The sequence below is a fragment of the Nostoc foliaceum FACHB-393 genome (assembly GCF_014698505.1).
GTDB classification, from domain to species: Bacteria; Cyanobacteriota; Cyanobacteriia; order Cyanobacteriales; family Nostocaceae; genus Nostoc; species Nostoc foliaceum_A.
The window spans coordinates 1-14059 of record NZ_JACJTD010000012.1 but is presented as its reverse complement, the minus strand read 5'-3'; the positions used below and the strand labels follow the sequence as shown (position 1 = coordinate 14059).

Genomic DNA, 14059 nt, shown 5'->3' with positions numbered 1-14059 from the left:
TGAGAGCAAAGATCGGGGAACTTAATGACTTGCAGCAATCATGGCAGCCATCAACTCCGTCGTGTTCCAGCGCTCGGTATACCGAATTCCATTGATAAACAGGGCTGGGGTAGTCGTCACTCCACTCTGTATTCCGCCTTCGATATCTTCATTGATGCGATCGACATGCACTTGTTTAGACAACTCTTTGAGAAATTGAGGAATGTCAAGCCCTAAATCATTGGCATACTCGACAAGATAACCGTTCTCCAACCTTTGTTGATGGTCAAATAAAGTATCGCTCATTAACCAAAACTTTCCTTGGGCGGCGGCGGCAACGGCTGCTTGGGCTGCCCGTTGTGCCTGGGGATGAATCTGGATCTGTGGAAAATGGCGGAAGATAAAACATAAATAATCCTCTCCAAAAGGAACCGTAAGCTCTTGCCGAATAATTTTAATCAGCTTGTAAACGGCTGCACTTCTAGGACATTGATAATCCCCATACATCACTAATACCACGGCGGCACTTAGCACACCTTGACTGTGATCTTGGGTTGAAGCTGGCACAACTAAAGAACTGGAACTATGGTCGTCGATCATCTTTCTACATCTGTATCAAGCATGGAACCTTGCGATTCACTTGCTCAATCCACATGAATTCAATATAAGCAATTGGGTTTTAGTTGTCGTCTACAGTGAGTTAACATTTTTAGGCTGTAATTTGATGGAGCAGCCGCTCCTTCTTAAGATAGAAGGTAGGCTCTAACTTAAGTTAGATTTAACGCTTAATTGTATGGTCAATCCTATCCGTCTGACGTGATCAAGAGCTGTTGCCTACATCATCTGACGGATCGGTCGAACAATCACTTCGTTGACATCGACATCATCCGGCTGGGATACGGCATACAGGACAGCGCTGGCGATCGTATCTGGGTTGAGTGCATCTTTGCGAAGGTCTTTCAAGAAGCCTTTTGTTGGCTCGTCCGTGATATCAGAGCCGAGTTCGGTTTCAACCACACCGGGAGAGATGACGGTGACGCGAATCATTTTCGACTCCTGCCGCAGTCCTTCGGAGATTGCCCAAACTGCGTACTTGGTAGCGCTGTAAACTGCGCTAGTGGGTACTACCACACGGGCACCAATCGACGCAGTATTGATGATTTGTCCGTTACCTTGCGCTTCCATAATCGGCAAAGCTGCTGCAATGCCATTTAACACCCCGTTGATATTCACGTTAATCATGTTGTCCCATTCCTCGACCTTCAAAGCATTCATCGGGGATAGAGGCATCACGCCTGCGTTGTTAAAGATGACATCGACGCGATCGAACTTGTCTTTCGCAAACCCAATGAACGCTTTCACATCTTCTCGATCGGTGACATCTACGGCTTTGAATTCTGCTGTACCACCTGAGGTGTGGATCTCCTCAACAATTTTTTCGAGCTTTTCGGTGCGCCGTGCGCCCAAAAGCACCTTTGCACCGTTTCGAGCGAGTAACTTAGCTGTGGCTTCGCCAATCCCGCTACTGGCTCCAGTGATCGCAATGACTTTGTTCTCAATGTTTAACATCGTTGTTTTCCTCTCTATTGTGTTCAGCATAGGTTTGAAAAGCTGTTCTTGAAATGCCTGAACCTATCCGATGATTGCCTGATTCTCCAGAGCGATCGTTTGCAGAGATTCTATAATGGTCAAGTGTGAGGTATTGAGTTAGTCGAGTCTCTGCTATGACAGTCGTAGTCTCTCATCCTGACGTAATCGCGGATCACCGCCAGGAAATTGCCACACGGATCATGCGGCATACCCAATCTAGTGGCAACATAATTCAACCCACGGCGATTGAGCAATTAGACTTTACACGCTCAGATACAGTATCTAATGCACCTCATAGCGTGTACGAACCAATTCTGGCGATCGTCGTTCAAGGTCAGAAAAAAGCATTTCTGGGTGAGGAGATGTATCAGTATGGTGCAATGAAGTATCTCGTCGTTTCCGTTGATTTACCGCTGAGTGGCTTTGTAACTGAGGCGACACCTGACAAGCCGTATTTAGGGCTGAAGCTGAACTTAGACTTGATGCAATTGTGTGAGATGGTTGCCCAAATGGGTACCAGTTCGGCAAAGAAAGAAAACTCTGTTCGAGGTGTATCGGTTAGCAACGTCGATCCAGCCTTGATGGAGTGTACCCTTCGCCTCATCAAGCTCTTGGACACTCCGCAACACATCTCCATGCTGGCACCGTTGATGATTCGTGAACTCTATTACCATCTCCTGATGGGTGAACAAGGGGAAGCCGTGCGTCAAATTGCCACATCCGGCAGTAATATGCAGCGAATTGCCTTAGCGATTCAACAAATTAAATCTAATTTTACCCAGCCGATGCGGATCGAGGATTTAGCGAGTCAGATCGGCATGTCTACTTCGTCGTTGCATCAGCATTTCAAGCAAGTTACTTCGATGAGTCCGCTTCAGTATCAGAAGCAGTTAAGACTGTTAGAAGCGCGTCGTCTAATGCTCGCTGAGGATTTCGATGCGACCTCTACTGCCTACCAGGTGGGGTATGAAAGTCCGTCACAGTTTAGCCGGGAATATTCGCGCCTGTTCGGTGCGCCGCCCATTCGAGACATTGAACGGTTACGGACAGCTTGAGCGAAGATTGGCTAGTTATCCATCGACCACAGCATGGCTAGCGATGGCAAGGGTGGTGCGAGTGCCAATGTATTTGGGCCCGAAGGGAGCAGTAACTGCAACAAATTTAGTCCCTGGACTGGCGACTCGTTGCGCTTCGCGGTTCATCAGATCAGTGAAATTCTGAGGCTGTTGGGAATCAATTGCAAGTACACCCTACAAACTTACAATGCCGCGCTTAACGGCAACAATCACAGCTTGAGTGCGATCGCTTACATCCAACTTATTCAAAATTCGATTGACATGAAATTTAACAGTATGAGCCGCCCATTGCTGCTCCGCATGATGGGTGGGGTGTAAGAGGGGCAGGAGAAACACCTGCCTCGACCCGATTAGCCTGCTTGTTGGGGCGTTACGGATACTCTTATCGGAAATGTGGGGCGAGGAACTGATAACCAACTCCTCACCTGCCCTTTTTTTATTTTGTGCGTGCGCGTTGCAATTAGGTGCTTTTACACAGGTACCATTTGCCGATCGAGCTTGGTCTCTAGTCCATCTCGTTGCACGGATTGAGCTTTGTCATAGCTCTCCATCAGGGCGCGGTAAATCGGCATGAGGTCAACCATGACAGTGGCAAACTCCATTGCGTCCGGACGGTTCCACGTGTTCATGAGTTCGCCGATTACTGCGTAAGTGTCGATGGGCATGGCTCCCGCCTGGACGACGCGGGCCAGAGTGAGGTCGATCGCCATCTGGCTCCAGTTGCCGGAAGCGTCAATGATCGTGAAGACCTTGTAACCAGCGGCCAGTGCGCTCAGGGTCGGAAACGCCATGCACACACTGGTGAGAGTTCCGGCGATGAGGAGAGTCTTTCGCCCGGTCTTCTCGATAGCATCTACCCAAGCTGGGTTATCCCAGGCGTTAATCTGTCCTGTGCGCGGAATGTAAACCGCCTCAGGATTGTGCTGGTGGATTTCGGGAATCAGGGGACCATTGGGACCATCGGGCACCGAAGCAGTCGTGAAGGTCGGAATCTTGGCGAGTTGGGAAATCTTGGCGAGTGCCGTGACATTGGAGCGGAGGACTGGGAGTTCGATGTCACGCACAAGTTGGAAGAGTCCGCTCTGATGATCAATCAGCAGCAGCACGGCGTCGTTGGGATCGATCATTGTGTCGATGGTGTTGCTCATGGGTTTGTCTCCTTTTTCATTCAAATTCAGTCAATGTCATTTTTTCCTAGCTATCTGGGGCGTCTCGAGTTCTAGTACTCAGCTTCTTTCGGAATAAGTTCAATATAGGAGATCGCCTTCAAGCTGTCGTCTATACCAAGTTAAAATTTTTACAGTACAAATTGATAGAGTAACCGTGCCATCGCAAAGTAGAAGGCTAGCTATAACTTAAGTTAGAATCCCAATTCGATCAAAAGTTCTACAAGCAGACAATGCCGCGTTTAACGGCAACAATCACCGCTTGGGTGCGATCGCTGACATCCAACTTATTCAAAATCCGATTGACATGGGATTTAACAGTACCTTCACCGATGCTCAAAGCAACCGCAATCTCAGCGTTACTCATCCCCTGCGCCAGTGAGCCGAGTACTTCTAGTTCTCGTTCACTCAGTTCTGGATTGCTGAGGCGCTGTACTAACTTTGCTCCCACATCGGGCGGAATATACTTCTGACCCCGATGAACGGTGCGAATCGCATTCAGAAGCTCGTCAGGTTCAGTTTCTTTCAACAGATATCCTTTTGCGCCTGCCTGCAATCCCCGATAAATATCTTCGTCACTATCATACGTGGTCAGTACAATAATCCGAGCAGATTTAGCAGTAGCACAAATTGCACCGATGGCGGCGACCCCCTCTACTTCAGGCATTCGCAGATCCATTAGCGTTACATCTGGTTGGTGTTCCCGAAAGGCGGCGATCGCTTGTTCACCATTTTCGGCTTGTGCAATCACCTGCATATCTGGGTCACGGTTAATAATCGTGGCTAATCCTTGCCGAAAAATGGCGTGATCGTCCGCAATCAGAACCCGAATGGTCGTAGCTTGGCTCATTGTAATGCTCACTCAAGGGTTGACGGTGACAATAATTTCTGTTCCTTGTCCAGGTTGACTCCTAATCGTGAGTTGTGCGCCGATGCGTTCTGCCCGTTCGCTCATGCCGAGTAAGCCAAAACCCTCAGAGGCTGAAATACTCCCAACTCCAAAGCCCTGCCCATTGTCTCTCACGCGCAAGCAGAATCGATCGCGATCATACACTAGCTGCACTCGGATTTCATCAGCATTGGCGTATCTAATCGCATTAGTTAATGCTTCCTGCCCAATTCGTAGTAAGTTATTCTCGACTTCAGTGGGTAGAGAATACACTGCACCCTCAATCTCATAATATAGAGTGACATCCATTGCGGCAGTTCTGATTTGAGCGATGAGACGATGTAGAGCGCTCTGTAGACTGCCCTCCTCCAAAAGCTGGGGACGGAGTGCCACGACCGATCGCCGCGCTTCAGTCAATCCAGTTCGTGCCAATTCTTTGATCAGATCCAGGTGTGCCTGAGTTGCTTCTACATCATCTGTTAGCACCTGTTTTGCCGCTCCCACCTGAGCCAGAATGCCTGTAAACGCCTGAGCGAGTGTATCGTGAATTTCGCGTGCCATGCGGTTGCGCTCCTCTAAAATTGAGGCTTCTTCTGCTTGCTTCAGCGCCGTAATATCTCGCGCTAGCCAAATCACCCGATCGTGGTCGATTGGTGCAATGCGAGCCGAAAACCAGGCTTCTCGTCCACTTAGAAACGCACTGTACTCGACTGTGAGGGTTTGTTGGGTTCTCAGCACCTGCTGAATATAACTTAGAAATTCATCGGCTTGTTCCTTTCCGAGTTGATGCATGGTTTTACCAATCATCTCCTCAATGGGTTGCCATAGCAGATTTGGCTCCTGTACGATGATTTCAAGGAATCGCCCTTCAGCAGTCAGTACAAATAATGGATCGGGAATGGCTGAAAAGAGCGCCCGCAGTTCTGCTTCAGAGGCTTGCAATGCTGCTTCTGCTTGCTTGCGATCATTGATATCCGTAACAACTCCCAACGCTCGGATGGGTTCACCGGATTCATTCCAGGTAACAATTTTGCCGACAGAACGAATCCATTTCCACTGACCATCCTGGGTACGAAGGCGATACTCTACTTGAAAGTTGGGGATTTCTCCAGTAATACAAGCACGGTAGGTTGCGACAACTGATTCTCTGTCATCAGGATGCAAACGAGCAATCCATTCAGGAATGGTTTCGTGGAATGTTGCTGGATCGTAGCCCAGCATTAAAGCGTATTCCGGGTTAACAATTCTTTCTTCAGTCTTTAAATCGAAATCGTAGAGTCCTTGATTTGAAGCGGTTAATGCTAAGCGTAGTCGTTCTTCACTCGTTTGTAGAGCGGCTTCTGCTTGCTTGCGATCGCTAATATCCGCAATCACCCCTTCAATGTAGTCATCGTCTGCATTCAGATAAGCAGAGAAAAGTCCCCAAAACACTGTCCCATCTCGTTTTCGCCCCTGTGCTTCATAGCTTCGCACTTCCCGATCCCGCTTCAGCACCTCAAGGAATTGTTGGCGATCGCTGGGATTTACATAGTAGTCTGTGGCGAGTTCAAGCCCAATCATCTCCTCTGATGAATCAAAGCCAAGCAGATTGGCATAGCGTTGATTGGCATCGAGAAGTAATCCATCCGAGAGGCGGGTGCGGAAGATGCCAACCTGTGAGTTTTCAAAAATATTGCGGAACTTAGCTTCACTGCGTTGTAATGCCTCTTCTGCTTGTCTACGCTGGGTGGTGTCATTGCCCACCGATAAGATTTCAACGACCTCTCCCTGGTCATTGAAGATGACTTGATTCGACCAGGCAATCCAAACCCGTCTACCGTCTCGACAGAGGTTTTCATTCTCGGTTTGCAAGTAAGCTTGAGGCAAGGAAGCTTCAAGATTGTGAAACAGATTGTGAACAAACTGCTTGAGATTACGTCCAGATGTTTCGGTTTCTGGAACGATTGTTTCCAGTAGGGTACGCCCTAAAATCTGATCTTCCTCATAGCCAAAAAAACTTAGCCCATAGTCATTCATGTATCGAATTCGTCCTTGCCTATCCGTGCGAAGGATGATTGAATTCGCAGTTTGAATCAGGTTACGGTAATTGGCTTCACTTTGTCGTAACGCAGCAGTTCGTTCTGCAACCTGTTGCTCTAAAGTGCAGTTGTAGTCAGCCAGGAGTTTCTCGGCTTGTTTGCGCTCTGTAATGTCCTGAAAGGTAGCGATCGCATAAGTGATATTGCCCTGTTGATCAAAAACTGGTGTTCCCCGTGCCTCAATTAGAATTGTGACATGATCTCGACGAATTTCTATATCTTCAGTCCTGATGCGTTCGCCCCTTAATGCCCGCACAGTAGGCAAGTTCTCTGCTGGATAGATTTGATCCGTTCCCGCTACATAAAGCTGATAAGCCTCTGATATCTGCTCCGGTGCTATGGAAGTATCAGTTTCTTTGCCCGTGAGTTGATTGCCGCATTGGTTGGTATAGTAAGGGCAACCCGTCGCATCCACGATCGCAATTCCCACCGGAATCGCTTCGAGGAACTGGGTGATCTTGCTTTCCTTAGCCTGTAGTTCTGAGTAAAGGTTGGCATTTTCGATGGCGATCGCTGCTTGAGTCGATAATAGCTGCAAGACCTGCGATCGCTCTGGTGTAAATACTCCAGCTGCTAACCGATTTTCTAAATACAATACACCGACCAGTTTGGCTTGATTCAGCAGCGGCAAACAGAAAATAGATTGAGGCTGGTTCTGTTGAATGTATGGCTCATTAATGAAAGCACCTTCACGAGTCGCATCATTTAAGATGACAGGCTTCAGAGTCCGAATCACATATTGAATGATTGATTCTGGCAATTGATCGGCAATTGAAATAGACTGTAACACCTGAGTCGCACAAGCATTCTCATCGGCATTGAGTTCACAAGCCGCTTCAATCGACCATTCTCCTGAGTTTTCTAAAATCAGATATCCGGTTTGTGCGCCAGCATTCTCAATTAAAGTTTGCATCAGCGATCGCAGCAATTGCTTCAGTTCAATTTCACGAGAAATCGCCTGTGAAGCTTTCATCACTGCTGCTAAATCGAAAGCAGTATGGAAGGGATTAGAGATAGTTTCAGCAGTAATAGGAATTGATGTGGAAGCGGCTCTAGACGACTGAGAAAAGAACTGTGGATAGCGGTTTTCTAAGTCTTTAACTTTAGCGGTCGCGCCCCAGCGATCGTAGCAATAGTGCGCCTCTTTCATGTAGGTTTGAGCAATCTTCTCCCGACCTCGCGCTAGATAATGTTTAGCCGCTAATTCATACGCGAGTGCTTCTTCCTGGATAAACTCATGCTCAGTAGCATCTGCGATCGCCCGTTCATAAAACTCCTCAGCCTCAAGAAATTGCCCTAAGACTCGTGCTTTCTCTGCCTCGACTAGATAAAATTTATGTAGATAATTCATTGGGGCGTGTTCTGCCCATTTCTGCATCTTTTCTTGGTTGGTGTTAACACAGTTTAGCCAAGCTGCTCTTTGGGAGTTTGAAGCATCGAGCGATAGGCTCAAAAGCGCTAGAGAATGATAGAAACAGAATATAGGTAGAACCGTTATTGCTGACACCTCTTCAAAATGTTGCCTTGCCAAAATAGCAGTCTGTTCAGCTTGATGGTGTTCTTCAAATAGATAACACAACATGACTTTGTGCAAATAGAGTATTTGAATTGCAGTTTCATCTTTAACTGCAATAGCGTGTGATAACGCCTCCTCTTCATTACACACCCGACCAACTAAGCGACTGGGATTAAGAGACCTATCTAACAAATTAAGAATAGTCTGCCGCAATATTGTCAGCCAATTCGAGGGACTTTCTCGTCTAATTTGATCGATCGCTTTGCTGTAAATTACTGTTTTTTGTTCCAGTTGAGTAAGTTCCTCTCCAGCAAAAAATGAGTTATGGCATACGTAATATGCAGCATAACCAGCGATTTCAAAGTCTCCGGTTTCCACTCCTTCCTGATAAGCCTCAACCAGCAGTGGTATCGGCTCCTTAAGATGTACTTTCCATTGCATAACATGCTCACTAAATACCTGTAATGCTCTAGCCTTGCCTTTTTTGGTATTCAATCGTTCTGCCGAGGTAAGAGCCAATTGACCAAATTTATAGCCGAGTTCAATGTCTTGAACAACTCCACATAGAACAAACCCATAGCAGGCATAATACAGCGGTGACCAGATAGTATTACCGTAGTTGATTGATAAATTTACCGTTCTGCATATAATCAGTATCCACAGTGCTGGTAACGTTATAAATGCAGCAGACCCCATATTCGATAGGATTGTTATAGCTGCCAGTGGTTCTGGTGCAGTCATCTCTGGTAAATTACTCAAGTCTTCGATTTCTCGTTGGGCGAGTAGTGCAGCCGTTGACTCCAATTCCCTTTGAATATCTGCCCGACTTGGATTTTCTATTAAATCTATTCCCAAGAGCTTTAACGCTTCCAACCCAGTTTTTAGTGTTTCTTTCAGGTTGCCCTGTGACGAATATCCTTGAATTCTGCTATCGTAAGCCTGCACTTTGTCAACCACTGTTTTGGCACGAGCGAGTACCACTTCTACCAACTGTTCCATCTCATCAAAGCAACCCTGGAGATACGCCGCTTCTGCTGCTTCTGAGTACAGCACTAAGGTGAGATCATACTCACTGAGCCAACTCTCTGAATTGAGGAGTTTAAGCCCTGTATTGAAATATTTAAAAGCTGCTTCATAAGCCGTTGCTGCCTTTGCTTTCTGACCTGCCATTAAATTCAATCTGGCAATTTCAGTTCGTTCTGATCGAGCAGTGACTAGCTTAAGTCCTTGATTGAGATGATCGATGATTTCAAACAACCGATCGGATCGTTGCTCTGGTGAAGTTTTTTCGAGTAAATTGCGACCGATTTGAAGATGAACAACATGTTTCTGCGAATCATCAATCAAAGCATAAGCCGCTTGCTGAACGCGATCGTGCAGAAACTTATACTCTTGAACTAACAAATCTTCGTCCAATTCAGACAGAGGTTGAATTAATCCCGCTTGTATTGCTTCTAATAGATCCTGGAAAATTGCTTTCGGTGATTTTTCGCAAACGATCGCTAACGTTTCTAAATCAAACTCAGACCCAACACAAGCAGCGATGGAGAGAACTTGCTGTGTTGCTTCCGGTAATTTTTGCAATTGACGCAGCAGCAACTCCACCACATTAGCAGTGATATCTTGAGCTTCAATCTCAGCTAGGTTCCACTGCCAACTCAACTGTTGGGCATCAAAGGTCAACAGGTTTTCGCTATGCAGCAGCTTCAAAAATTCACCAACAAAGAAAGGGTTGCCCTCGGTTTTACGCAACACGACTTGGGCTAAAGAACGAACGGTATCAGGATTGCGATGTAATGTCTCAGCCACCAGTTGAGTCAACGGTTCGGGCGTTAAAGGAGTCAGGGTAATTTCTTGAAGCGCTGCCCCCTGGTTTCGCAAGCTCTCCAGCATCAAAATTAATGAATGCGTTGGAGACACTTCATGATCTCGATAGGCTCCGATCAAAAACAGAGATTGAGTTTGCTCGTCAAGTAATATGAGTTCAATTAACTTCAACGTCGCAGAATCGATCCACTGTAGATCGTCTAAAAAGACGACCAGGGGATGCTCTTTTGCACAAAACACCCGCACAAACCTTTGAAACGTGAGATTAAAGCGATTTTGAGCTTCCGTTGCTCCAACTTCGGGTACGGGTGGCTGTTTGCCAATAATTAATTCAACTTCAGGAATGACATCTACGATAATTTGTCCGTTGCTTCCCAAAGCAGTGAGCAGGCGCGATCGCCACTGTTGCACTTGCTCATCCGGTTCCCCCAGAAGTTGCTGCACCAACTTTTGCAGGGCATCCACAATGGCGCTGTAAGGAATATTGCGCCTGAATTGGTCAAATTTACCCGATATGAAATAGCCGTGCTTTGCTGTGATGGGTTTATAGAGTTCTTGCACCAATGCTGTTTTGCCAACGCCAGCGTAACCAGCAACGAGCATAAGTTCGACATTGAATTGAGCATTTTCTATGCCTGACTCTAGTTGACAAATTTCGCCAAACCTCTCTTTTCTAACCACTCTGTCAAACGCCGCCAATAATGCTTTAGTCTGGGCTTCTCGTCCATACAGTTTCTGAGGAATGCAAAACTGTTCTGAAACATCTTGCAGTCCCAACGACATGGCGTTGATTTGACCCATTTCTGCCAGTTTCCCGGCGCAGCGTTCTAGATCCGCTTTGATGCCCCAGGCACTTTGATAGCGATCCTCCGCATTTTTCGCCATCAACTTCAAAATTATGCCTGAAATGGGTTTGGGAATCGTGGCGTTCAATTCATGCACAGGAATCGGCGGTTTGGCAATATGGCAATGAACTAGCTCCAGGATGTCTTGAGTGGGGAACGGTAGCTGTCCAGTTAACAGTTCGTAAAAGGTTACGCCTAGCGAGTAGAAATCGGTGCGATAGTCGAGCATCCGGTTCATCCGCCCGGTTTGCTCTGGCGACAGATAGGCAAGCGTGCCTTCTAACACATGGGGACTTTTGAACGTCGGATTGGTGCGGTTAAATTGGGTCGCAATCCCAAAGTCAATAATTTTGACAACGCCAGTATCTAGATTAAAGACTATGTTTCCAGGGTTGATATCTTTATGAATGACATTGGCTGCATGAATTCTGCCTAAAATGTCGGTGAGGGCGATCGCAAGACCTAGAAAAGTGGATAAAGGCATGGGGCAGAAGATATCTGGGCGCTTGTGCATCCATTGCTCTAGGGACTCTCCCCCAAAATCTTCTAAGATAATCACCAGAGTGCGTTGATAGTCCTGCTGGCTGTATGCCTTGACAACTCCTTCCAGATTCAGGGAACGGGTAATTTTATATTCCTGTCTGTAGCGGGTTAGTTCTTGAGGTGAGGGATAATCTTGCTTAAGTATTTTTACTACGATCCCTACTCCATCGTCTCTGATGCCCCGGTACACTAGAGAATTAGAACTTTCGTAGATATTGTCTTGGATGTTAATACCAGGTAGAGCAATCATAGGGTAACTCTCAAGACTATAATCTGGCATACCTCAAACTATACAGCAATCCAGCTATCACATTTTTCATCTTCTGAAATTTTATCAAGATAGGGAAGAAGGGGGGAATTAAACAATTTATCAAGGGTAAAAAAAGTTTTAACAATTCAAAATTCACACATTCGCTCATTAAAGACATTTTCAGTGGGGATTTAAACCCCCACTGAAAATCTGCTACGTGTAGACGAAGGGGTCTGAAACCCTTGAATGTACGATAAAGTTCATCGCAAACAGCGCTCGTTATACAGAGAAGCAAAGATCATTTCATCAAGAGTAAGGTGTGATAGTTGGCATTGTGCCTGTCAATGCCCAGTTGCCGACTTCCCGAATTTTGTAGTCCACAGGATCGTGGAGCGTTGCTGTACGGAGGTTTCGCCAGTAGCGATCAAAGTCATAACTCCGTGCTGTGGCGCTTGCACCCATCACATCAAACATTTGCGTTGTAATTGCTAAACCAATTTTGGTGACGAATGCTTTTGCCGTGTAAACAGCGTTAGCGAAGCTCGCCGCAGGCATCGCCGCTTCTCCTCTTTGTTGGGCTGTTAGATTAATGCCCTTTTCACTGGCGGCTTGCAATACTTGGGCTGCTCGATCCGTAAGCAAGCTTGCGGCTTCTAACTCCATCCAAAATTCACCGTAATGATGCAGAATGTAAGGGTCTAGAATCGCCTGTTCTACCCCTGATGTAATCCAAGGGCGAGTTCTAGTTGTAGTATATTCTCGTGCAGTTGTAAACGCACCTTGAACAATGCCTAGATAAATGTTGACCTGGTTGAGTTGCTTGAAGATATTGAGTAGGCTGGCGATCGGGCTGTCACTTGGATAAATAGAAGTTAGAATTTCATCTGGTGTCACCAAAACTTGCTCAAACGTGACGCTACCTGAGTCAGTTTGACGTTGCCCCATGTTGTCCCAATCTTCATTAAAGCGAATGCCGGGGCGATCGCTAGGAAAAACTGCAATTACGGGCTGTTTAGAATCAGCACTTAAGGCACTGACAATCATCCTGTCTGATAAGCTTGCTCCAGTGGCAAATCGCTTAATACCATCGAACTGCCAGCCATGCTTAATCGGAGTTGCCACCAATCTTGGATCAAGGGCATTGGCTGCATTTGCCCAAAACCAGTTGTGCTGCACTGTATCTAAGTAGAGTTGTTCTACTTGTGTTGGATTGCTGGTTGAGAGTGAGCTGACAATCGTGGTGTGATTGCCGAATCTATCCCACTAATAATATTTTGTTAATCCAGATGTGGATGGTAGCTAGGTCAATAAATGCGTCAAAATAAATCTTTTGACGTTCCCATCTAACAACCAGACGACGATATTTGCGTTGATACCAAGCAAAACACCGTTCCTGCTGAAATCTCGTTACGGAGATTTTGATGGGTCTTCCTTTATTTTTCTTGGTTTTCCAGACTCGTTTGGGGATTTGAGGACGAATACTTGGAAAGCGTAGGTCAGCGCGTTTTTGTTTCGAGTCGTAACCCTTGTCCGCCGCCAGCACCTTAATTCGCTTACGTGGTCTGCCCCGCCTCAAAGTTTTGAGTTTTATCTTGTCCAGCAGAGGTAAAACTTGTTCTCTCTCATTACCGTTAGCGGGAGTAGTAGCGTTAGCTAAAGGCATACCATTACCCTCAGTCAGGGTGTGAATTAGAATACCTTTGCCTTTGCCACCATAGGCAACCTCTTCACCCCCTCCTTTCCCAGGGGGAAAAAGACCCGTCAACCGCGCCAAACTCCCAATTTATCAGTCCTTTTTCATCTGCGATCGCTAGAATACGTCCTTGTAAATGTTCAAATGTCCCATCACAACGCCATTTTTTCAACCATCGGTGGGATGAGCTTTTCGATGCCCAGATGTCCCCACGCGGTATATCACACCATCTACATCCAGTAATCAGGATGTACAACAGGCTATTTAAAACATGACGATATGGTGCATGAGGCATTCCTTTACCACGCTTAGATGCCTGCTTAGGAAATATATCTTCAAATAACTTCCATTCCAGGTCGCTCAAGCCCTCAAAACGTCCAGCCATCAACGAATATACCCAACTCAAGTCAAAAATAGATTACCACAATCTGGTATTAGTGGGATAGGTTCATTCTAGAGAACCCATTTGACATCTAAGAGGGTGCAGCAAGCCTCTTAACCATCAACCGAATAAAACAAAGATTAACCTTGGCAGTCGCATTCGCTAAAGTTCTCTCAAAGTTCTTGACGAGGATTTTGCATCTTTCCATCCAAGCATTTGACCGCT

10 protein-coding genes and 1 pseudogene are annotated in these 14059 nt (G+C 46.4%); 1 reads left to right on the top strand and 10 read right to left on the bottom strand.

Features of this window, described 5'->3' with window-relative positions; translation table 11 throughout:
- Nucleotides 1–21 precede the first annotated feature (21 nt).
- Entirely contained in the window at nt 22–579 is a 558-nt protein-coding gene (locus H6G92_RS12215) for a DsbA family protein (RefSeq protein WP_190893957.1), read from the bottom strand.
- A gap of 234 nt (nt 580–813) precedes the next feature.
- Nucleotides 814–1548, bottom strand: coding sequence for an SDR family oxidoreductase (locus tag H6G92_RS12210; RefSeq protein ID WP_190893956.1), 735 nt, complete (start codon nt 1546–1548; stop codon nt 814–816).
- 155 nt (nt 1549–1703) lie between these two features.
- Here H6G92_RS12210 and H6G92_RS12205 point away from each other — a divergent pair, with 155 nt between their 5' ends.
- Nucleotides 1704–2624, top strand: coding sequence for an AraC family transcriptional regulator (locus tag H6G92_RS12205; RefSeq protein WP_190893955.1), 921 nt, complete (start codon nt 1704–1706; stop codon nt 2622–2624).
- 15 nt (nt 2625–2639) lie between these two features.
- Here the strand turns inward: H6G92_RS12205 and H6G92_RS40260 are convergent, their stop codons facing one another.
- The 8 genes and pseudogenes from H6G92_RS40260 to H6G92_RS12170 form a co-directional block, all read right to left on the bottom strand.
- The gene (locus H6G92_RS40260) at nt 2640–2771 is read right to left on the bottom strand and encodes a hypothetical protein (RefSeq protein WP_277875596.1); all 132 of its coding nucleotides are present in this window, start codon (nt 2769–2771) and stop codon (nt 2640–2642) included.
- Between the two features lie 48 nt (nt 2772–2819).
- Nucleotides 2820–2921: pseudogene (locus tag H6G92_RS12200) on the bottom strand (LuxR C-terminal-related transcriptional regulator); the annotation flags it as partial.
- A gap of 194 nt (nt 2922–3115) precedes the next feature.
- Complete coding sequence (locus H6G92_RS12195) at nt 3116–3793, bottom strand: isochorismatase family protein (RefSeq protein ID WP_190893954.1); 678 nt, start codon at nt 3791–3793, stop codon at nt 3116–3118.
- A 238-nt stretch (nt 3794–4031) separates the two neighbouring features.
- A complete protein-coding gene (locus H6G92_RS12190) occupies nt 4032–4661 on the bottom strand; it encodes a response regulator (RefSeq protein ID WP_190893953.1) in 630 nt (209 codons plus the stop codon).
- A 12-nt stretch (nt 4662–4673) separates the two neighbouring features.
- The gene (locus H6G92_RS12185; RefSeq protein ID WP_190893952.1) at nt 4674–11759 is read right to left on the bottom strand and encodes a PAS domain S-box protein; all 7086 of its coding nucleotides are present in this window, start codon (nt 11757–11759) and stop codon (nt 4674–4676) included.
- Nucleotides 11760–12065: 306 nt separating this feature from the next.
- On the bottom strand, nt 12066–12935 hold the full coding sequence (locus H6G92_RS12180) for an acyl-CoA dehydrogenase family protein (protein WP_190893951.1): 870 nt from the start codon (nt 12933–12935) through the stop codon (nt 12066–12068).
- Nucleotides 12936–13014: 79 nt separating this feature from the next.
- A complete protein-coding gene (locus H6G92_RS12175) occupies nt 13015–13524 on the bottom strand; it encodes a transposase (RefSeq protein WP_199344796.1) in 510 nt (169 codons plus the stop codon).
- On the bottom strand, nt 13487–13837 hold the full coding sequence (locus tag H6G92_RS12170; protein ID WP_190893949.1) for a transposase: 351 nt from the start codon (nt 13835–13837) through the stop codon (nt 13487–13489). Before H6G92_RS12170 ends, H6G92_RS12175 begins: the two co-directional genes overlap by 38 nt.
- Nucleotides 13838–14059 lie beyond the last annotated feature (222 nt).

Bases quoted from the DNA above. Each gene is read 5' to 3' on its own strand.
- H6G92_RS12215 (WP_190893957.1), bottom strand. From the start codon at position 579: ATGATCGACGACCATAGTTCCAGTTCTTTAGTTGTGCCAGCTTCAACC.
- H6G92_RS12210 (WP_190893956.1), bottom strand. From the start codon at position 1,548: ATGTTAAACATTGAGAACAAAGTCATTGCGATCACTGGAGCCAGTAGC.
- H6G92_RS12205 (WP_190893955.1), top strand. From the start codon at position 1,704: ATGACAGTCGTAGTCTCTCATCCTGACGTAATCGCGGATCACCGCCAG.
- H6G92_RS40260 (WP_277875596.1), bottom strand. From the start codon at position 2,771: ATGAACCGCGAAGCGCAACGAGTCGCCAGTCCAGGGACTAAATTTGTT.
- H6G92_RS12195 (WP_190893954.1), bottom strand. From the start codon at position 3,793: ATGAGCAACACCATCGACACAATGATCGATCCCAACGACGCCGTGCTG.
- H6G92_RS12190 (WP_190893953.1), bottom strand. From the start codon at position 4,661: ATGAGCCAAGCTACGACCATTCGGGTTCTGATTGCGGACGATCACGCC.
- H6G92_RS12185 (WP_190893952.1), bottom strand. From the start codon at position 11,759: ATGATTGCTCTACCTGGTATTAACATCCAAGACAATATCTACGAAAGT.
- H6G92_RS12170 (WP_190893949.1), bottom strand. From the start codon at position 13,837: ATGGCTGGACGTTTTGAGGGCTTGAGCGACCTGGAATGGAAGTTATTT.